Origin of the sequence: Acinetobacter sp. NBRC 110496, from assembly GCF_000876115.1 — a bacterium.
Classification (GTDB): Bacteria; Pseudomonadota; Gammaproteobacteria; order Pseudomonadales; family Moraxellaceae; genus Acinetobacter.
This window is the reverse complement of record NZ_BBTF01000011.1, coordinates 80,512-96,002: the sequence shown is the minus strand read 5'-3', so window position 1 is coordinate 96,002 and position 15,491 is coordinate 80,512. Positions and strand designations below refer to the sequence as shown.

The following is a 15,491-nucleotide window of genomic DNA, read 5'->3' as shown; positions in this document are numbered from 1 at the left end:
GAGTGAACATTTTTAAACCAAAATCACAATTTTTCTTATATTTTTCGATCGAATTTGTTTTAATAATAAGAGAACAACTAAACTATATATCTCACCTCTATGTTTTGCGTTTAATAGCGCAATCATTTAATGGCTGTATCATTTCGCTCTAACAGCGATTAAGGACTTATATGCATTACTCTAATTTTATCTTGCTTGGGTTGTTAACTGCTGGGGCTTGTTCATCAGTATTTGCTCAAGACACATCAACTGATTCAGCCACTCAACCGGCTCCAGCTGGCACTCAGGTTAATGCTGAGCAAAAAGTTACAACCATACAAGCTATAAAAGACTTAAAGCATCTTACCAAGAATGATTTAAAGGTGAATGCAAATGCCGCACAACCTGATTCAGTGAAAGACCCACTACAACCATTGAACCGCCAGATTTATGCTTTTAATGATATGTTAGATCGAAATATCTTAAAGCCTGTTGCGATTCAATATGTCGCTAAAGTACCAGAACCAGTTCGCAGCCCATATCGTCAGTTCCGTAAAAACCTAGGTGAGCCTTGGAATGCAGTTAACCAGCTCGTTCAAGGTCGCCCAACGCGTGCAGCAAAGACACTCGGTCGTTTTACCTTAAATACCTTAACAACTTTAGGCTTTGCCGACCCTGCCCGTCGTTTGGGTTTAAATACTGAAGAAGAAAGTTTTGGTGTAACTCTTGGTTATTATGGCGTTCCATCTGGTCCTTATGTGATGTTACCGTTCTTTGGCCCAAGTACCTTTCGTGATGGTTTTGGTTTAGCTGCAGATAGTTTTGGCCGCCCTCAAAAATATTTATTAAATGATCAACAAGGAATTTATTGGTCAACCAATCTATTACAGGCAGTTGATGCACGTTCACAGATTTTAGATATTGAAGAAAGCCTAAAAGGCGATAAATATTCGATGATCCGAGATTTTTACTTACAACGTAAATCATTCCAGATTGCAGAGAAACGTGGTGATTCAAATGACGTCTCTTTTGTTGGTGATGTAGATGATGCTGACGACGGCGCTTCTAAAGCAAAATGATTTATTTAAAATAATGTTTTACAAACTTATGTATTGTCAGAAAATTTAAACTCTGGCAATACTATGTTCTAGATTTTATTCATTTCTACGAATGAATTAAAAAACGATCATACAAAGGATTGACTACTCATCTATGTATTTCATTCAACCTTCCCGCTCTATACCTTGTTTAAATCAAGCTTTAACTGAGTTGCCGAGTCTACAGGTTATTCAAATCGATGATTTGGATTTGTATGATCAAACCATCATTGCAATAGCAGATGTACAAGATTTTTTAAAATATCAATGGAAATTTCCTACCGTTGTCCTTGCATTTGAACATGAAGGCGCTGCTTTGGCCCAAGCATGGGAATTAGGTGCGTTGGCAGGTTGGATTTGGGATAGTTTACCTAAAAACCCAGTTCATTCTTTATTTAAAATAGATGCGCAATACAAACGCAATCAAGACAGTCGAGATTTACCCTCTGCGGCAGAATTACAAAAGCGCCTGTTACCCAATCCAATTGAATTACCCAATTATCAATTTGAATCCTTTTTTCAGCCTTCTGCTTATTTATCCGGAGATTGGTATGATTATTGGCGCCTAAATGATGAAGAGGTTTTATTCTATCTTGCCGATGTTTCCGGGCATGGTGTTACCAGTAGTTTATTAACCTCCTGGATGGCCGCTTTTCATGGCCGTTCAAAGACCCCAGGTCAGTTGATTCAAAAACTCAATGCCATGTTAGTACAGGAAAACATTGAAAAACATATTACCATGGTTGCAGGTATATTAAACCTTGCAACACATGAGGTGCGCTGGTCCAGTGCTGGGCATTATCCACCTCCAATTATTTTTGAACCGAATAAACCACCACAAATTTTAACCACCAGTAGCTTTCCTTTGGGTCTAACCGAAGAACTTGAAGTTGAAGAACATCATTGTAAATTAAGCCGTCATGCAAGGTTCATTTTATGCTCAGATGGCGCTTTAGAGCCTTTTGATGGTGGTCTTAATGATCAGTTCAACCAATTGGTCGAACATCTACAAAAAGACTCCTTCAAAGCGCCTGATCACGTTGCAGATGACATCGCAATTTTGAGCCTCCGCCGAATGAATTAACATTAAAATCAATTATTTAATTTAATAACCTCGCGCAACCACTTGTGTCTGCAATATCACTATGGGATAATTTTATATCCTTTCTCTGAAAATGGCATTTATATGTCAACAGGTCATGTTGAATATGCAAGTTTGAACGGAACGCATATTTTCAAGCTTATTGGCGAAGTGCGTGCTCACTCTTGTATAAGTCTAGACAAACTACTCAACAGGATTGAACAACAACAGAATGTTGTTGGTGCAATCGTTGATTTAACTGCAACCACATTTATTGATAGTACTGTGTTAGGCATACTAGCAAAATTGGGTTTAAAGCTTAAGCAAGCTCATCACATACAAGCAGTTATGCTGTCGACAAATCCAGACATTACCACCTTAGCCAACAGCATGGGGCTAGGGCAGGTGTTTGTGATTTTAAATTACTGCGGCGATCCAAATGTATGCACGCTAGAGCTTACAGATGAACATGTCACACATAGTGCTATGCTCAATACCGTACTTGATGCGCATAAAACGCTGATGCGTTTGAATGAAAACAATCAGAATATGTTTGAACCACTGGTGAAGCAATTGCAAAAAGAACAAGATTGTTTAAACCACGACGTACAAAAACAAAACGCTTGATCATTAAACCTAGTATTGTGGCTTCTATATGACCTTACTTTCCGTTGCACAAATGAATTCTCAAAATGACATTGAAGCAAATTTCAATGTCATTGAATCATTGCTTCAGCAGAGTAAGGCTCAAGGAGCAGAGCTGATTGTTTTTCCAGAAAATTTTGTTTGCTTTGCAGCGGGCAAGCAACGCGAAACTGCTGCGCAATTCGAAGTCATTCAAGCACGTTTAGAACAATTGGCACATCGTTATCAAATCTGGATTATTGCAGGCACACTCCCATGCCCTTTTCGTCCAGATGGTTCAATCATTTCGGATGGCCGGGTCCGTACAGTAAGTCTGTGTATTAGCCCTGAAAGGACTGAAGCACGTTATGACAAAATCCATTTATTTGATGTACAAGTGGGTGATGCAGTTGGGGGGTATCAAGAATCTAAATTTTTCGAACCTGGCAATCAGGTGGTAGTTGCCAAAACCCCTTTTGGCAATGTTGGTCTGATGGTTTGTTATGACTTACGTTTCCCTGAACTTGCTTTAACTTTACGCCAACAAGGTGCCAATATCTTAACCGCCCCTGCTGCATTTACCTACACCACAGGTCAACTGCATTGGCAATTGCTGCTACAGGCACGCGCCATGGATAGTCAGTGTCATGTTTTAGGCGCTGCACAACAAGGCTGGCATGGTGAACAACGCCAAACCTGGGGCCATGCAGCTATTACGGATAGTCGTGGTCAACTGCTACAAAGCATTGACAGCGAAGGCCATGGTTTAATTAGCAGCAGTTTTAACCTTGCGGAACAAAATCAGCTTCGTCAAGCAATGCCGCTCATGCAACATCGTACAATCATTCATTATTGATCTTGTTCTTGCTATTCTCTTTCTCTAAACAATAAATTGTATAAAATTAATACAGACAGCAACAATCTGACTGAGATGATCAAATTTTATAAATGTCTGATCTATAGAATCATGATTTAATACAAATTATTGATCATCCTAGAACAGATTCAAGTGATTTGGACTACGAATGATGTAACATCGTCAATTAATTCTTATTAAGCTTTATTCATGTTTAGATTGATTTTAATTTTATTTTTTTTGGGGACAACCGCACAACTTCATGCTTCATCGCTTGATCTCGATGGGGATGAGTCCATGCAATCTTCTCGCATTTTATCTACGCCGCAAAATTTATCATTGAATGCTTTTGGGCAATGGGTCATTGGTTGGGGGACAGGTGCTGAAGGTGCAAGGCAACGATTAAGCAATATTCGACGTGAGGATGTTGTGGTAATTAAGCAAAAAGGTGCCACCTTGGATATGATCAAAGCTTGGCAACAGCACTTTGAACTTGAGGCACAAAATAATCTGAGCAGTCCAACAGCACTTTATCGGGCTCGACTGATGAAAAAGATCGCTGAACTTTGGTAGAGACAGTTTTAAAAATTACTCTTTTTTTATAAGCATAAGCATGATCACTTGTGCTTTTTTTGTTTTAGCAGCTTGATCTCTCTATTAAAAAAACAATTCATCATGTTTCAGCTAGACAAGCCCCGCTCTTTCAACAGATCAAGACTTAACTTTCCTTACTAGAATAGATGACTGACATGCATTTCCGTGAAAGCAGGAATTGCTACAAAAGCGAAGATCAAAACCTACAAACATTCGCACTTTAAATGTCAGAACATACAACGTTTACTTACTTGTTTTTAAATTTAGATCCAGTACGATCTAATTGCACTCAATAATATTCAGGAATAATAATCATGTCTTTAGAACAAGTGGTTTATCGTGCGAAAGCAAAAGCAACGGGTGGTCGTGATGGACGAGCAACTTCTTCTGACGGTGTTTTAGATGTTCAGTTAGGCGTACCAAAAGAAATGGGCGGCGCTGGTGGTGCCGTAACCAACCCTGAGCAACTGTTTGCTGCTGGCTATTCAGCCTGTTTCTTAGGTGCAATGAAGTTTGTTGCCAATCGCGATAAATTCAAAATTAGCAAAGATGCTTATGTCGAAGGTGAAGTCGGGATTGGCCCGATCCCAAATGGTTTTGGGATCGAAGTGACTTTAAATGTTTATCTACTTGGTATGGAACAGGCTGAAGCAGAGCAATTGGTTGCGGCTGCACATATTGTCTGCCCGTATTCAAATGCAACCCGTGGCAATATTGATGTGAATTTTAATATCGTGACTGCTGAATAAGCATTTCACATACAACAAAGAAAAACAGCATGAATAGATCATGCTGTTTTTCTATTTAGCGCTTTGATTATTCTTCCGCAGCCTCATTGGTGACACGAAGTACCTCTTCTAAAGTCGTCTTCCCCGCCAAAACTTTTAATAAACCATCATCACGAATGGAAGCAGCATAACGACGTGCATGATTTTCCAGTTCAAATTCAGCTGCATTACCATGAATGAGACGACGCATCGACTCATCTACAGGCACAATTTCATAAATTGCGGTTCGACCACTAAAGCCAACGTGTGAGCATTTTTCGCAACCATGTGGTTCTGGTAGCTGCATATATGCATCCACTTTAAGGTGCTGGAACACTTGTCGCTCAAAATCATCAGCCTTACGCCAAGTCACGCAATGCGGACATAAAGTCCGTACCAAACGTTGCGCGATTACCCCAATCAATGAACTCGCCAACAAGAACGGCTCAATTCCCATATCCTTCAGACGCGTCACTGCACCAATCGCGGTGTTGGTATGCAGTGTTGACAAGACCAAGTGACCCGTTAAAGAAGCTTGCACCGCAATTTCAGCAGTTTCCAGATCACGAATCTCACCGACCATCACCACATCAGGATCTTGACGTAACATCGCCTTGAGCGCACGCGCAAAGGTCATATCGACTTTGGTATTGACCTGAGTTTGGCCAATCCCTTCCAATTGATATTCGATCGGATCTTCAGCGGTCAAAATATTACGGGTATTGTCATTCAAATCAGATAGTGCCGCATATAGTGTGGTGGTTTTACCCGAACCCGTTGGGCCTGTGACCAAGATAATGCCATGCGGACGATGCACCAATTGCGTTAAACGTTCATAGTCATTCTGCATCAAGCCCAAATGCGTCATGTTTAAACGCCCTGCTTGCTTATCGAGCAAACGCATCACCACCCGCTCACCATGTGAAGACGGTAACGTCGAAACACGCACATCCACTTCACGCCCTGCAAGACGCAATGAGATACGACCATCTTGCGGAATCCGCTTCTCGGCAATATCCAGTTTGGCCATGACTTTGATACGTGATACTAGCAACGGCGCTAATTCACGGCGTGGCTGTACAATTTCACGCAATTGCCCATCAACACGTAAACGTACAGAGAGTTTTTTCTCAAAAGCCTCAATATGGATATCCGAGGCACTAACCCGAATCGCTTCTGACAGTAATGCATTGATTAGACGCACGATCGGCGCATCATCTTCCTGATCCATCAAGTCTTCGGCTTCAGGCACTTGATCGGCCAGACTCAAAAGATCGGGATGATCTTCCAAGCCTGCAGCAACCTGCTGCGACTCCCCTGTATCCCCTGCATAGCTAGAACTGAGTAAGGCGTGAAACTCTTGATCAGTACAAAGTTGATCATGAGCTGATTTTCCCAAAATTCGGCGAGCTTCCTGCAAAGCAATACGCGCGGTGTCCTTGCGTCGTACAATAAAAACTTGATCGCCTTCATAACGTAACAAAACGCCATGTCGTTTAGCGAAACTATAAGGAATTTGTATTTGTTTAAGTATTTGCATCACACAAATAATGATAAAAGAAAGCAGTGAGTGTACTCTAAGCAGATTACAGCGTGAAGTCTGTTTAGCATACTCACACAGGAATTTTGCATCTTGTCTCAAAATAATCAACATGAAGCGCCGCATTCCAATAGTTTGAAATGGTGGGGCGAACAACAATTTGAAATCCAGCAAACCAAAGCTTGGCAATTCGGGTCATTACTGTTTCGTCTGACACGCGGTATTAAAGAGTGGCGTTTGGAATATCATCGTCCACAGTCTCAGCACGACTATGAACAGCAATGGAAAATTCTGAACGATACTGAGTTTGCCATGCCGCCCCCAGCAAAAATTGAACGCTATATGTTTCATAAAACCAATAGCAGCTTCCACCTGATGCCCCGTTTGGCCGATCGCTCAGTGGTGATTCGACCTGTTGATCCAATTTATATTCCTGCGGGTCAACGCGGAACCTTATATATCAGCACCCCTTTATGGATTGCAGGTTTGGTGGATGGGCTCTCTGAGCCTTTATTTGATATTCCAGTGATTCAACCCAAAGACACCTGGTTTGGTAAAGATCCGCAGAATGGCGAGATTTGCTATGCGACTTCAGTCGACGGGCGTATTGATTTGAATCTACTCAAACCCCGTGCGTTCCGCGCAGTGACTCCGATTGAGTTCCACAATACCAGTCATCATCAACTGCGCTTTGACCGTATGAATGTACCCGTCCCTGCGCTGCCTTTATTTTATAGTGAAAGTACGGGGCGGTTATGGACCTCACAAATCAAAGTCTATTACGAGGGTACCGACCACCCTGCACGTATCAGAATCGAAAACAAAACCCCAAGTCCTGCGGGTGAAGTGGTTTATGTGCACCCACCTCGTGCCCCAGGCAGTACCTTATTCAATATGTTTGATTCATTCTTTTAAGGGGTTGCCATGCCGAATTCAAATATTCCCAAAGATGTTGCTGGCAGCCTGACCAATGTTTTCACCAACATCAACTTTGAGCGACTCAGTGAAATCGTGGTCGCGATTATTTTATGTTTCATTGGTTTTTTAATTGCTCGTTTGGTTTCGAATGCCTTTATCCGCACTGTAGGCAGCCGATTTAATGCGCATCAACGCCTGCTCTGGCGTCGAGGTATTTTTTACTTCATCTTCTTGCTGTTCATTATGACCAGCTTAAGAGAGGCAGGCTTTAAACTCAGTGTCTTTTTAGGTGCGGCAGGGATATTAACCGTTGCCTTGGGTTTTGCTTCACAAACCTCTGCCAGCAACTTGATCAGTGGTCTTTTCTTGATTGGTGAAGGTTCATTTGAAGTCGGCGATACGATTCAAATTACTTTAATTCGTGGGCAAACCATTGAAGGTGAAGTGATTTCAATTGACTTACTTTCAGTGAAATTACTCACACTCGACAATGTTTATATTCGTTTGCCGAATGAACAGTTGATCCGAACACCGGTGATGAACCTATCCAAATATCCAATACGGCGTATTCCAATCACCTTGGCAATTAATTTCCATGAAGACATTATTAAAGTGCGACATGTGCTGTTAGACGTTGCCGCCAAATACCCGCTGGTGATGGATGACCCCAAAGCCACGGTTACCGTGACTGCTTTCAGGGAGTCTTCAATCGAACTATTATTTGCAGTATGGTGTCGTCAGGAAAACTCACTCAAAGTCCGCGATGAAATGCAGGAACGTATCCGTAATGGCTTTCTACAAAATCAGATCGAAATTCCTGTACCGAAAATGGGTCTGATTGATCGACCACTTCCCTTAGAAAATGATGAAGTCGATCAATATGCCAATCAAAAAGAACTCAAAAAAGAACAGAAAGAGCAGTAATCAGCGCTCTTTCTGAGTCTGTTCTATTGCAGGCGGCAAAGGTGCCAGATAGGCAATCACCAACATCACGACTCCTGCACCAATAAATGAAATTACACGAGTCAATGTGCCGCTTTGTGATAGATCCAATAACAACAGTTTCACCACCACAATCGCTAATAATGCAGCACCAACAAACCAAATTTGCCGGATGTGGCGACGGCTGGAAAAGGTCATCAGAATAAAGGCCAAAATCACCCATAACAACGTCAGACTGAGTTGCACATCACCATTCGACCAAATTGCTGCGCTCCAGAATGGTGTGCCCAAATAATGATGCATGGCACGCACCACCACGCTACTCAACACCAACAAGCCAATTAAAATCGTGCTGACTTTAAAGCCCCACTCGATCGAACGCTCTGCACTAAAGTCATGATGATAAATAACCCAGATCAGACCTGCAAACACCAATAAAGACAAAAGATCAGTGACGTTTAGAAGCGGTAGGAAATAGTACTGTTGCACCGAATCTGGATCTAAACTCATTAACACTAACCAAAAGAGGGTTAGACACCATACAGGGAACTGATGCAATAGCGAGGTTCTATTGGATAGCAACAACCAGACACTATAGCTCACAGGTATTAACCCAAGTGCTGCAATCGGCATGATTGGAAAAATAGCGAGGCCAATCAAAGCTAAACCCAGCCAGACTAAAGTGACCCAAATCTTGGCATCTCCTTTCGGCTTGTTCAAATTCAAGCTGATTAGGAGTAATGATAATAAGGTTGCAGCGATGGCAAAGCTCAGCTGACTTAAACCACTTGGCCAATGCCCAACCGAATAGATCTGTACAGCAAAACTTTCCACATAAAGCAGCAACAATAACACCGCCGCCAAAATCAGTTGTAGATTGCCCCATTGCAAACGTGATTTAAGATACACAGCCACACTAAATAACAGCAACAACGTGGCTGCAATCGCAAGATAAGGGCTCAGTCCATCCTGTTGCCATTGCATCCACTCAACGCCAGCAATTGCTCCCGAATACAGCCCAAGTGCCAGAAATACACCACTTAACATCCGTGCGCTGAAATACTTCTCCACTGCTTGGTAATGCAGTAGGTAAAACGCCGATATAAATTGAGCCAATGCAAAAATTGCAGTACTTAGGATCGGGAAATGATCATTTGACCAGACTTGGAACAGCAATGCCATCGAACTTAACAGCACCAGCGCCACGCCCACATAACGGCTTAATCGGTAACGCTCGGTCACGCCCCAGACAATCAGTGCGGTTCCCTGAATCACCCAACCTGTTGATGTCCAATGTGCCCCTTTGGCCAATGGAAAAATCAACGCAACGAAGACCACGGCAAGGATGAAAAAGCTTTTGGCTAAAATTGAAAGTTGGGGATACTGACGTTTAATCCAAACATTGAGACTGATATAAACAAGCGCGAGTGCAACCGCTCCCCAAGTGAGTGCTGCTGTCGAGTTCTGCATTAGATAGGCATGTAATGAAAAGCCCAATACAGGGACACTAAAAATTAGCCCAACATCTAAAATCGGTTGTAAACGCTGCGTTTTCAGACCGATTTGCTGATCTGACGCTAAACGCTGATTTTGCGCCCGCACCATCAATTGGCTGTAACGAATACTAAGCCAGATAAACAGCGCCATATGTAGCCACAGAATCATATCCAAGGTATTAAACTGCGATGTTTCTGCGTAAATTCCAATTGTTGATCCACCAATAAACATGGTGGCAAAGAAGGCAATTTGATGCAGGATTTTCCATGGCTGAATAAAGTTCAATGCAGCCACAGCCAAGTTAATGACCAAGTAGTAGCCAAATAAGAAAATCACATCAGGATGATTTTGTGGAATTAGCAATGGCGCAAGATAAGCCATAGTTAAAGCCAACATCGCTAAATATAGGGCTTGTTGCTTTAAACTCAGACAGACCGTCACCAATAATAAAATCACAAATAAAATACTGGCCGTGCTTAAACTGGCAATGACCGCAAAATGGTGTGAGAAAATCAGTGTCAGGAATACAACCGCCAGACCGACGCCTTGTAGCGCAACTGCAAATAATTGATTTTTCTTTTGCAGCCAATAACCTGCAAGGGTGGTGATGACACCTGCGCTGGCAATAAAACCCAGTTTAACACCGAGGCTGAGTTGCCAATGTTCACTGGCAAAACGTAATAATAACACCACACCAACCATGAGTATGGCGACAGCGACACGGAGAATTGGATTGCCATGCATCATCCAATCCAGTGCGGGTTGCCACCAAGCTGGCTGTTTAGGTTTAGACCTTGGAGAAATTGAATTTTGTTGTGTCGCTGTCTGGACTGATTCAGGACTGGCTTGCATCCAAGCAGTTTGTGGTTGCTCTACAATTGCAGTAGCAGAAGCTGCCGATTGAGTGAGATCAATTCCCTGATCATCAGAAAAAGGCTGCGACTGAATTGAAGTCTCTTGCTTTATCGATTGTGTTGCGACCTGCTCTAAATGCAGCAATCGGGTTTGAAAAGCACTGATGGTTTGAATCAAGCAGAGCAACAGTACCAATAACGCCCCACCCGCAAGCCACATCCACGTATTGGCATAGGCAAACAGTGCAAGTAATGCGGTCGCATAAATTACAATTTTTTGTACGCCGATGCCCGTCAGTGGTGCGAAATGGTTCGGCGCGGCTTGCTCAAGCCGAGTTAAACGCTGATGAATTTCAGACAGAATGTGCACAATAACAACGGTCAAGCCAATGCTGGCAGCAGCAACAGTACCCTGCCACTTCAATGCAATTGCAGCCACAAGCAACACGGCCAAGCCAATTAAAACGACGATGAGTCCCTGTTTATCTTTTTTATACATAGACTTATATCAATTATGACAGCTTCATTGCGGCTATCTTACTTGATCACCAGATCAGCAGGTATTGTTACATACAAAATACTGCAAATTTTAAACGACACAAGCAGCCGCTCTCTGTCCAGTTCAGATAAGACAGCCACCACTTTTTCACGTAAAATACTAAGTAATTTATAATTAGGATTTGCGCAATGCCACCTTTTGTCTTGGTTGACGGGTCTTATTTTTTATTTCGTGCTTTTCACGCCTTACCTCCATTAACCACGTCGACTGGCTTACATACCAATGCCATTCGTGGCGCAATCTCAGCCATTCAGAAACTGATGCGTCGTACCCAACCGACACATATGGCTGTGATTTTTGATACACCAGAGCCAACCTTTCGTCACAAACTATCACCCATCTATAAGGGTGATCGCCCAAGTATGCCTGAGGAATTGTCACAACAGATTCCCTATTTACATGCGCTCATCAAAGCCCAAGGTATTCCACTTTACAGCCTTCCTGGAGCTGAAGCGGATGATATCATCGGAACCTTAACTAAACGCGCTTTGGCTGAAGGCCATCATGTCTTGATCTCAACAGGTGACAAGGACATGGCACAGTTGGTCAATCAACATGTCAAACTGGAAGACAGTTTTAAAGAACGTGTTTTAGATGAAGCCGGTGTGTTTGAAAAATTTGGTGTACATCCAAATCAAATCATTGATTATCTTACGCTTATGGGCGATGCATCTGACGGTATTATGGGTGTACCTGGTGTCGGTGCAAAAACCGCAGCGAAACTGTTAAATGAATACGGCACACTCAGCAATATCATTGCCAACGCTGATCAGCTTAAAGGCAAAATTAGCCAAAATATCAAAGACAATGTAGACAATATAAAAATTGACCACCAACTGGCCAGTATTGTCTGTGATCTCGATCTTGCTTTGGATTGGCATGACCTGAAACTGTCTAATCCAAATGTGGAGCAGCTTCGTGATCTATACACTGAATTAGAATTCCGTAATCAGTTACAGTCTTTGGATCATCCAAACAATCCAAACAGTTCAGCCTATCAGCAAACGGCACAAAGCATTGCCAAGGCTGAACAAAAAGCAGAACCCGTGGTTGCCGAAGACCACGCCAATCTGTCTAGTCAAGATGATCAACTCGGTGAAGCCACTTATCATACGGTACTGAATCAACACGATTGGGATGTCTTATTACACCGTATGCAGCAGGCCGATCACTTTGCAATTGATACGGAAACCACCAATCTGGATTATCGTTTTGCCGAACTGGTCGGTTTCTCTGTGGCGTTTGATGCCAAGGATGCCTATTACGTTCCAGTTGCACATGATTATGAAGGTGCACCTGAGCAGCTCAATCGCGAGCAGGTTCTTGCTCAGATCAAACCGATTCTTGAAAATGAAAACGTGAAGAAAATTGGTCATCATCTCAAATATGATGCACATATCTTTGCCAATCATGGCATCACCATTCAAGGTTGGTATTTCGATACCATGCTGGCTTCATACGTATTGAATGCCGCAGCAACCCGACATGGTATGGATGATGTCGCTCGACTTTATCTCAGCCATTTGACCACAACTTTTGAACAGATCGCAGGTAAAGGTGCCAAACAAAAAACCTTTAACCAAATTGAGCTTGAAGTTGCGGCACATTATGCTGCCGAAGATGCGCATGTCACTTATCGTTTATACGAAGTGTTAGCAGCAAAACTAAAAAGCCATCCTGAATTGGTCAATATCCTACATAACATCGAAATGCCGGTTGCGCGTGTCCTCACTGGCATGGAAGAAGATGGCATTAAGCTCGATCATCAATTCCTCGATCAACTCAGTGTTGAATTCTCTAAAACCATACAAAGCCTTGAGGCACAAGCAACTGAATTGGCAGGCGAAGCCTTTAATGTTGCCTCGCCAAAACAAGTCGGTGAAGTTCTATTTGAAAAGCTTGGACTCAAAGGCGGTAAGAAAACTGCGACAGGTCAATACAGCACCAGTGAAAGTATTCTGGAAAAAATCGAGCATCCTTTAGCCGAAGTGATTTTGGAACACCGTGGTCTGGCAAAACTCAAAAACACCTATACCGATCGTTTGATTAAACAATCACACGATTCAACCCATCGCGTGCATACCAGTTATCACCAAGCCTTAACTGCAACAGGCCGTTTGTCTTCAACCGATCCAAACTTGCAAAATATTCCCATCCGTACCCCAATTGGCCGTCAAATTCGTAAAGCCTTTATTGCACCTGAAGGTCGCGTCTTATTGGCAGCCGATTATTCACAAATCGAATTGCGTTTGATGGCACATTTCTCACAAGATGATGCGCTCGTTCATGCCTTTCAACAAGGTCAGGACGTGCACCGTCGTACCGCATCTGAAGTGCTTGGTATTGCCATTGAAGATGTGACCAATGACCAACGTCGTCAAGCCAAGGCGGTGAACTTTGGTCTGCTCTATGGCATGTCTGAATTCGGTCTCACCCGGCAGCTCGGTTTTAGCCGTGAAGAATCGCGTAGCTATATCGCCCGTTACTTCCAGCGTTATCCAGGTGTTTTGGATTATATGGAGCGCACACGACAAATTGCGCGTGAACAAGGTTTTGTTGAAACCATTTTAGGTCGTCGTCTATACACGCCAGACATTATGGCCAGCAATAAAATGATTAAACAGGCAGCTGAACGTGCAGCCATTAATGCACCGTTACAAGGCAGCGCAGCGGATATTATTAAACTGGCGATGATCGCAGTCGATAAAATGCTACCTAAAGATCAAGCCAAGCTGTTACTACAGGTACACGATGAATTGGTATTCGAGGCTGATGCTGCAATTGCAGATGAACTTTCAAAACAAATTGCTGATGTGATGCAATCGGTATTGGAAATTTCAGTGCCATTTGTGGTGGAAGTTGGACAAGGTCCAAACTGGGACGCTGCTCACTAAGCGCTGACAACCACTCAATAAAAGTTTCTTGCAGACAGGGGATCAACTCCCCTGCGCTACAAGAACACCAATAATAAAGAATAACTGATAAAAATTAATCCGCAAAGGAGATAGGAATGCAACATGTCCTTTAATCAAGTTCAATTTAACCGTTATCACTCCATTGATTCACTGCGTTTTATTTCAATCTGCTTGGTGTTACTGCATCACTTTAATATCCCCTATAAGCTGTTTGATACCTCAATCGGCTTTCAGGTTTTTGGCGAAAGCATTACCACGCTTTTAGCCCGAAACGGCAACTATGGGGTCACCATGTTCTTTGTGATCTCAGGTTATTTAATCACCTCACATACCATCAAGCGCTGGGGTGCACTCCATCAGGTCAATACTCGGGACTTTTATATTTCACGATTTGCTCGCATCATGCCGACCTTGATTTTGCTGATCTGTCTGGTGAATTTGTTAGGAGCATTGGAACTTAAACCCTTTATGACCCAAGCTCCAAATGGTATTGTGGTGGCCCAGTCAACGGTCAACTTGGCGGCATTAACCTTCTGGATGAACATCCTGATCATTGAAAATGGTTGGGTCAACTATGCACTTGGGGTGCTCTGGTCGTTATCGGTTGAAGAAGTGTTTTATCTGCTTTTTCCGCTGACAGCACTGCTATTTAAGAAAAACCCCTACTTTCTATTTGTCTGTGTTGCCGTGATTCTCTTTGCACCGTATTTTAGATATTTACATTACGGTGAGGAAAGTGGTGCCTACCTCTATCATTACTTCTCCAGTTTTGATGGGATTGCCTTTGGTTGCATTGCAGCATTAATCGCACCTCAAATGAAGTTGCAAGCCCAAACTTGGCGATGGCTAAAAATCATTGCCATTACTGCAATGCTATTCATTTACTTTTCAGCACCGATTAAACAAAACTGTGTTTGGGGCATTAGTCTATTTGCACTTGCAACCGCCATTCTGATTCTGGCAAATATCGCCAATGAACAGATCACAACTCCGAAGCCGCGTTTTAAGTGGTTACAGGAGATCGGCAAGAATAGTTATGAAATTTATTTATTCCATCTGATTATTTTAGGTACTTTTAAACTTTTTTATACGCCTGCCCTGACTGAAGGCAATATCAAACTACTGTTATTATTCATCTATTTTTTACTTGCGATTGGACTCGGTGGCTTGATTGCACGCTACTTTTCCAACCCACTCAATCGAGCGATCCGACAACGCTGGATCAAGAAATAAAAAATGGGCAAGATGCCCATTTTTTATTGAAGCCA

12 protein-coding genes are annotated in these 15,491 nt (G+C 42.6%); 10 read left to right on the top strand and 2 right to left on the bottom strand.

Annotated elements, in window-relative coordinates:
* Nucleotides 1-170: 170 nt before the first annotated feature.
* The 6 genes from Aba26S_RS08020 to Aba26S_RS07995 all read left to right on the top strand — a co-directional run bounded on the left by Aba26S_RS08020 (nucleotide 171) and on the right by Aba26S_RS07995 (nucleotide 4,980).
* Nucleotides 171-1,058 carry a VacJ family lipoprotein gene (locus tag Aba26S_RS08020; protein WP_043971215.1) on the top strand — a complete coding sequence of 296 codons (888 nt, stop codon included), beginning with the start codon at nucleotides 171-173 and terminating at the stop codon, nucleotides 1,056-1,058.
* A 133-nt stretch (nucleotides 1,059-1,191) separates the two neighbouring features.
* A complete protein-coding gene (gene gigA, locus Aba26S_RS08015; RefSeq protein WP_005239578.1) occupies nucleotides 1,192-2,160 on the top strand; it encodes an RsbU family protein phosphatase GigA in 969 nt (322 codons plus the stop codon).
* 102 nt (nucleotides 2,161-2,262) lie between these two features.
* Nucleotides 2,263-2,784: an anti-anti-sigma factor GigB gene (gigB, locus tag Aba26S_RS08010; protein WP_043971212.1), complete on the top strand. Its 522-nt coding sequence runs from the start codon at nucleotides 2,263-2,265 to the stop codon at nucleotides 2,782-2,784.
* 28 nt (nucleotides 2,785-2,812) lie between these two features.
* Nucleotides 2,813-3,637, top strand: coding sequence for a carbon-nitrogen hydrolase family protein (locus Aba26S_RS08005; protein WP_005239580.1), 825 nt, complete (start codon nucleotides 2,813-2,815; stop codon nucleotides 3,635-3,637).
* 210 nt (nucleotides 3,638-3,847) lie between these two features.
* The gene (locus Aba26S_RS08000; RefSeq protein WP_005239581.1) at nucleotides 3,848-4,210 is read left to right on the top strand and encodes a DUF4951 domain-containing protein; all 363 of its coding nucleotides are present in this window, start codon (nucleotides 3,848-3,850) and stop codon (nucleotides 4,208-4,210) included.
* Between the two features lie 335 nt (nucleotides 4,211-4,545).
* Nucleotides 4,546-4,980, top strand: a complete 435-nt coding sequence (locus tag Aba26S_RS07995; RefSeq protein WP_005239582.1) for an organic hydroperoxide resistance protein — start codon at nucleotides 4,546-4,548, stop codon at nucleotides 4,978-4,980.
* 67 nt (nucleotides 4,981-5,047) lie between these two features.
* On the opposite strand, the gene gspE is transcribed toward Aba26S_RS07995, so the two are convergent.
* The gene (gspE, locus tag Aba26S_RS07990) at nucleotides 5,048-6,538 is read right to left on the bottom strand and encodes a type II secretion system ATPase GspE (protein ID WP_043971210.1); all 1,491 of its coding nucleotides are present in this window, start codon (nucleotides 6,536-6,538) and stop codon (nucleotides 5,048-5,050) included.
* Between the two features lie 93 nt (nucleotides 6,539-6,631).
* Here gspE and Aba26S_RS07985 point away from each other — a divergent pair, with 93 nt between their 5' ends.
* Both Aba26S_RS07985 and Aba26S_RS07980 read left to right on the top strand, forming a co-directional pair.
* On the top strand, nucleotides 6,632-7,453 hold the full coding sequence (locus tag Aba26S_RS07985) for a hypothetical protein (protein ID WP_043971208.1): 822 nt from the start codon (nucleotides 6,632-6,634) through the stop codon (nucleotides 7,451-7,453).
* 9 nt (nucleotides 7,454-7,462) lie between these two features.
* Nucleotides 7,463-8,380, top strand: a complete 918-nt coding sequence (locus tag Aba26S_RS07980) for a mechanosensitive ion channel family protein (protein ID WP_005239586.1) — start codon at nucleotides 7,463-7,465, stop codon at nucleotides 8,378-8,380.
* On the opposite strand, the gene Aba26S_RS07975 is transcribed toward Aba26S_RS07980, so the two are convergent.
* Nucleotides 8,381-11,248 (bottom strand): DUF2339 domain-containing protein, encoded by a 2,868-nt coding sequence (locus Aba26S_RS07975; RefSeq protein WP_043971205.1) that lies wholly within the window; start codon nucleotides 11,246-11,248, stop codon nucleotides 8,381-8,383. It abuts the gene before it with no gap.
* A gap of 188 nt (nucleotides 11,249-11,436) precedes the next feature.
* Between Aba26S_RS07975 and polA the strand changes: the two genes are divergently transcribed.
* Together polA and Aba26S_RS07965 are read left to right on the top strand one after the other, a co-directional pair.
* A complete protein-coding gene (polA, locus tag Aba26S_RS07970) occupies nucleotides 11,437-14,202 on the top strand; it encodes a DNA polymerase I (RefSeq protein ID WP_043971203.1) in 2,766 nt (921 codons plus the stop codon).
* 123 nt (nucleotides 14,203-14,325) lie between these two features.
* A complete protein-coding gene (locus tag Aba26S_RS07965; RefSeq protein WP_043971202.1) occupies nucleotides 14,326-15,456 on the top strand; it encodes an acyltransferase in 1,131 nt (376 codons plus the stop codon).
* Nucleotides 15,457-15,491: the final 35 nt, after the last annotated feature.

Coding starts and splice junctions, on each gene's coding strand:
- Aba26S_RS08020 (WP_043971215.1), top strand. CDS start 171: ATGCATTACTCTAATTTTATCTTGCTTGGGTTGTTAACTGCTGGGGCT.
- gigA (WP_005239578.1), top strand. CDS start 1,192: ATGTATTTCATTCAACCTTCCCGCTCTATACCTTGTTTAAATCAAGCT.
- gigB (WP_043971212.1), top strand. CDS start 2,263: ATGTCAACAGGTCATGTTGAATATGCAAGTTTGAACGGAACGCATATT.
- Aba26S_RS08005 (WP_005239580.1), top strand. CDS start 2,813: ATGACCTTACTTTCCGTTGCACAAATGAATTCTCAAAATGACATTGAA.
- Aba26S_RS08000 (WP_005239581.1), top strand. CDS start 3,848: ATGTTTAGATTGATTTTAATTTTATTTTTTTTGGGGACAACCGCACAA.
- Aba26S_RS07995 (WP_005239582.1), top strand. CDS start 4,546: ATGTCTTTAGAACAAGTGGTTTATCGTGCGAAAGCAAAAGCAACGGGT.
- gspE (WP_043971210.1), bottom strand. CDS start 6,538: ATGCAAATACTTAAACAAATACAAATTCCTTATAGTTTCGCTAAACGA.
- Aba26S_RS07980 (WP_005239586.1), top strand. CDS start 7,463: ATGCCGAATTCAAATATTCCCAAAGATGTTGCTGGCAGCCTGACCAAT.
- Aba26S_RS07975 (WP_043971205.1), bottom strand. CDS start 11,248: ATGTATAAAAAAGATAAACAGGGACTCATCGTCGTTTTAATTGGCTTG.
- polA (WP_043971203.1), top strand. CDS start 11,437: ATGCCACCTTTTGTCTTGGTTGACGGGTCTTATTTTTTATTTCGTGCT.
- Aba26S_RS07965 (WP_043971202.1), top strand. CDS start 14,326: ATGTCCTTTAATCAAGTTCAATTTAACCGTTATCACTCCATTGATTCA.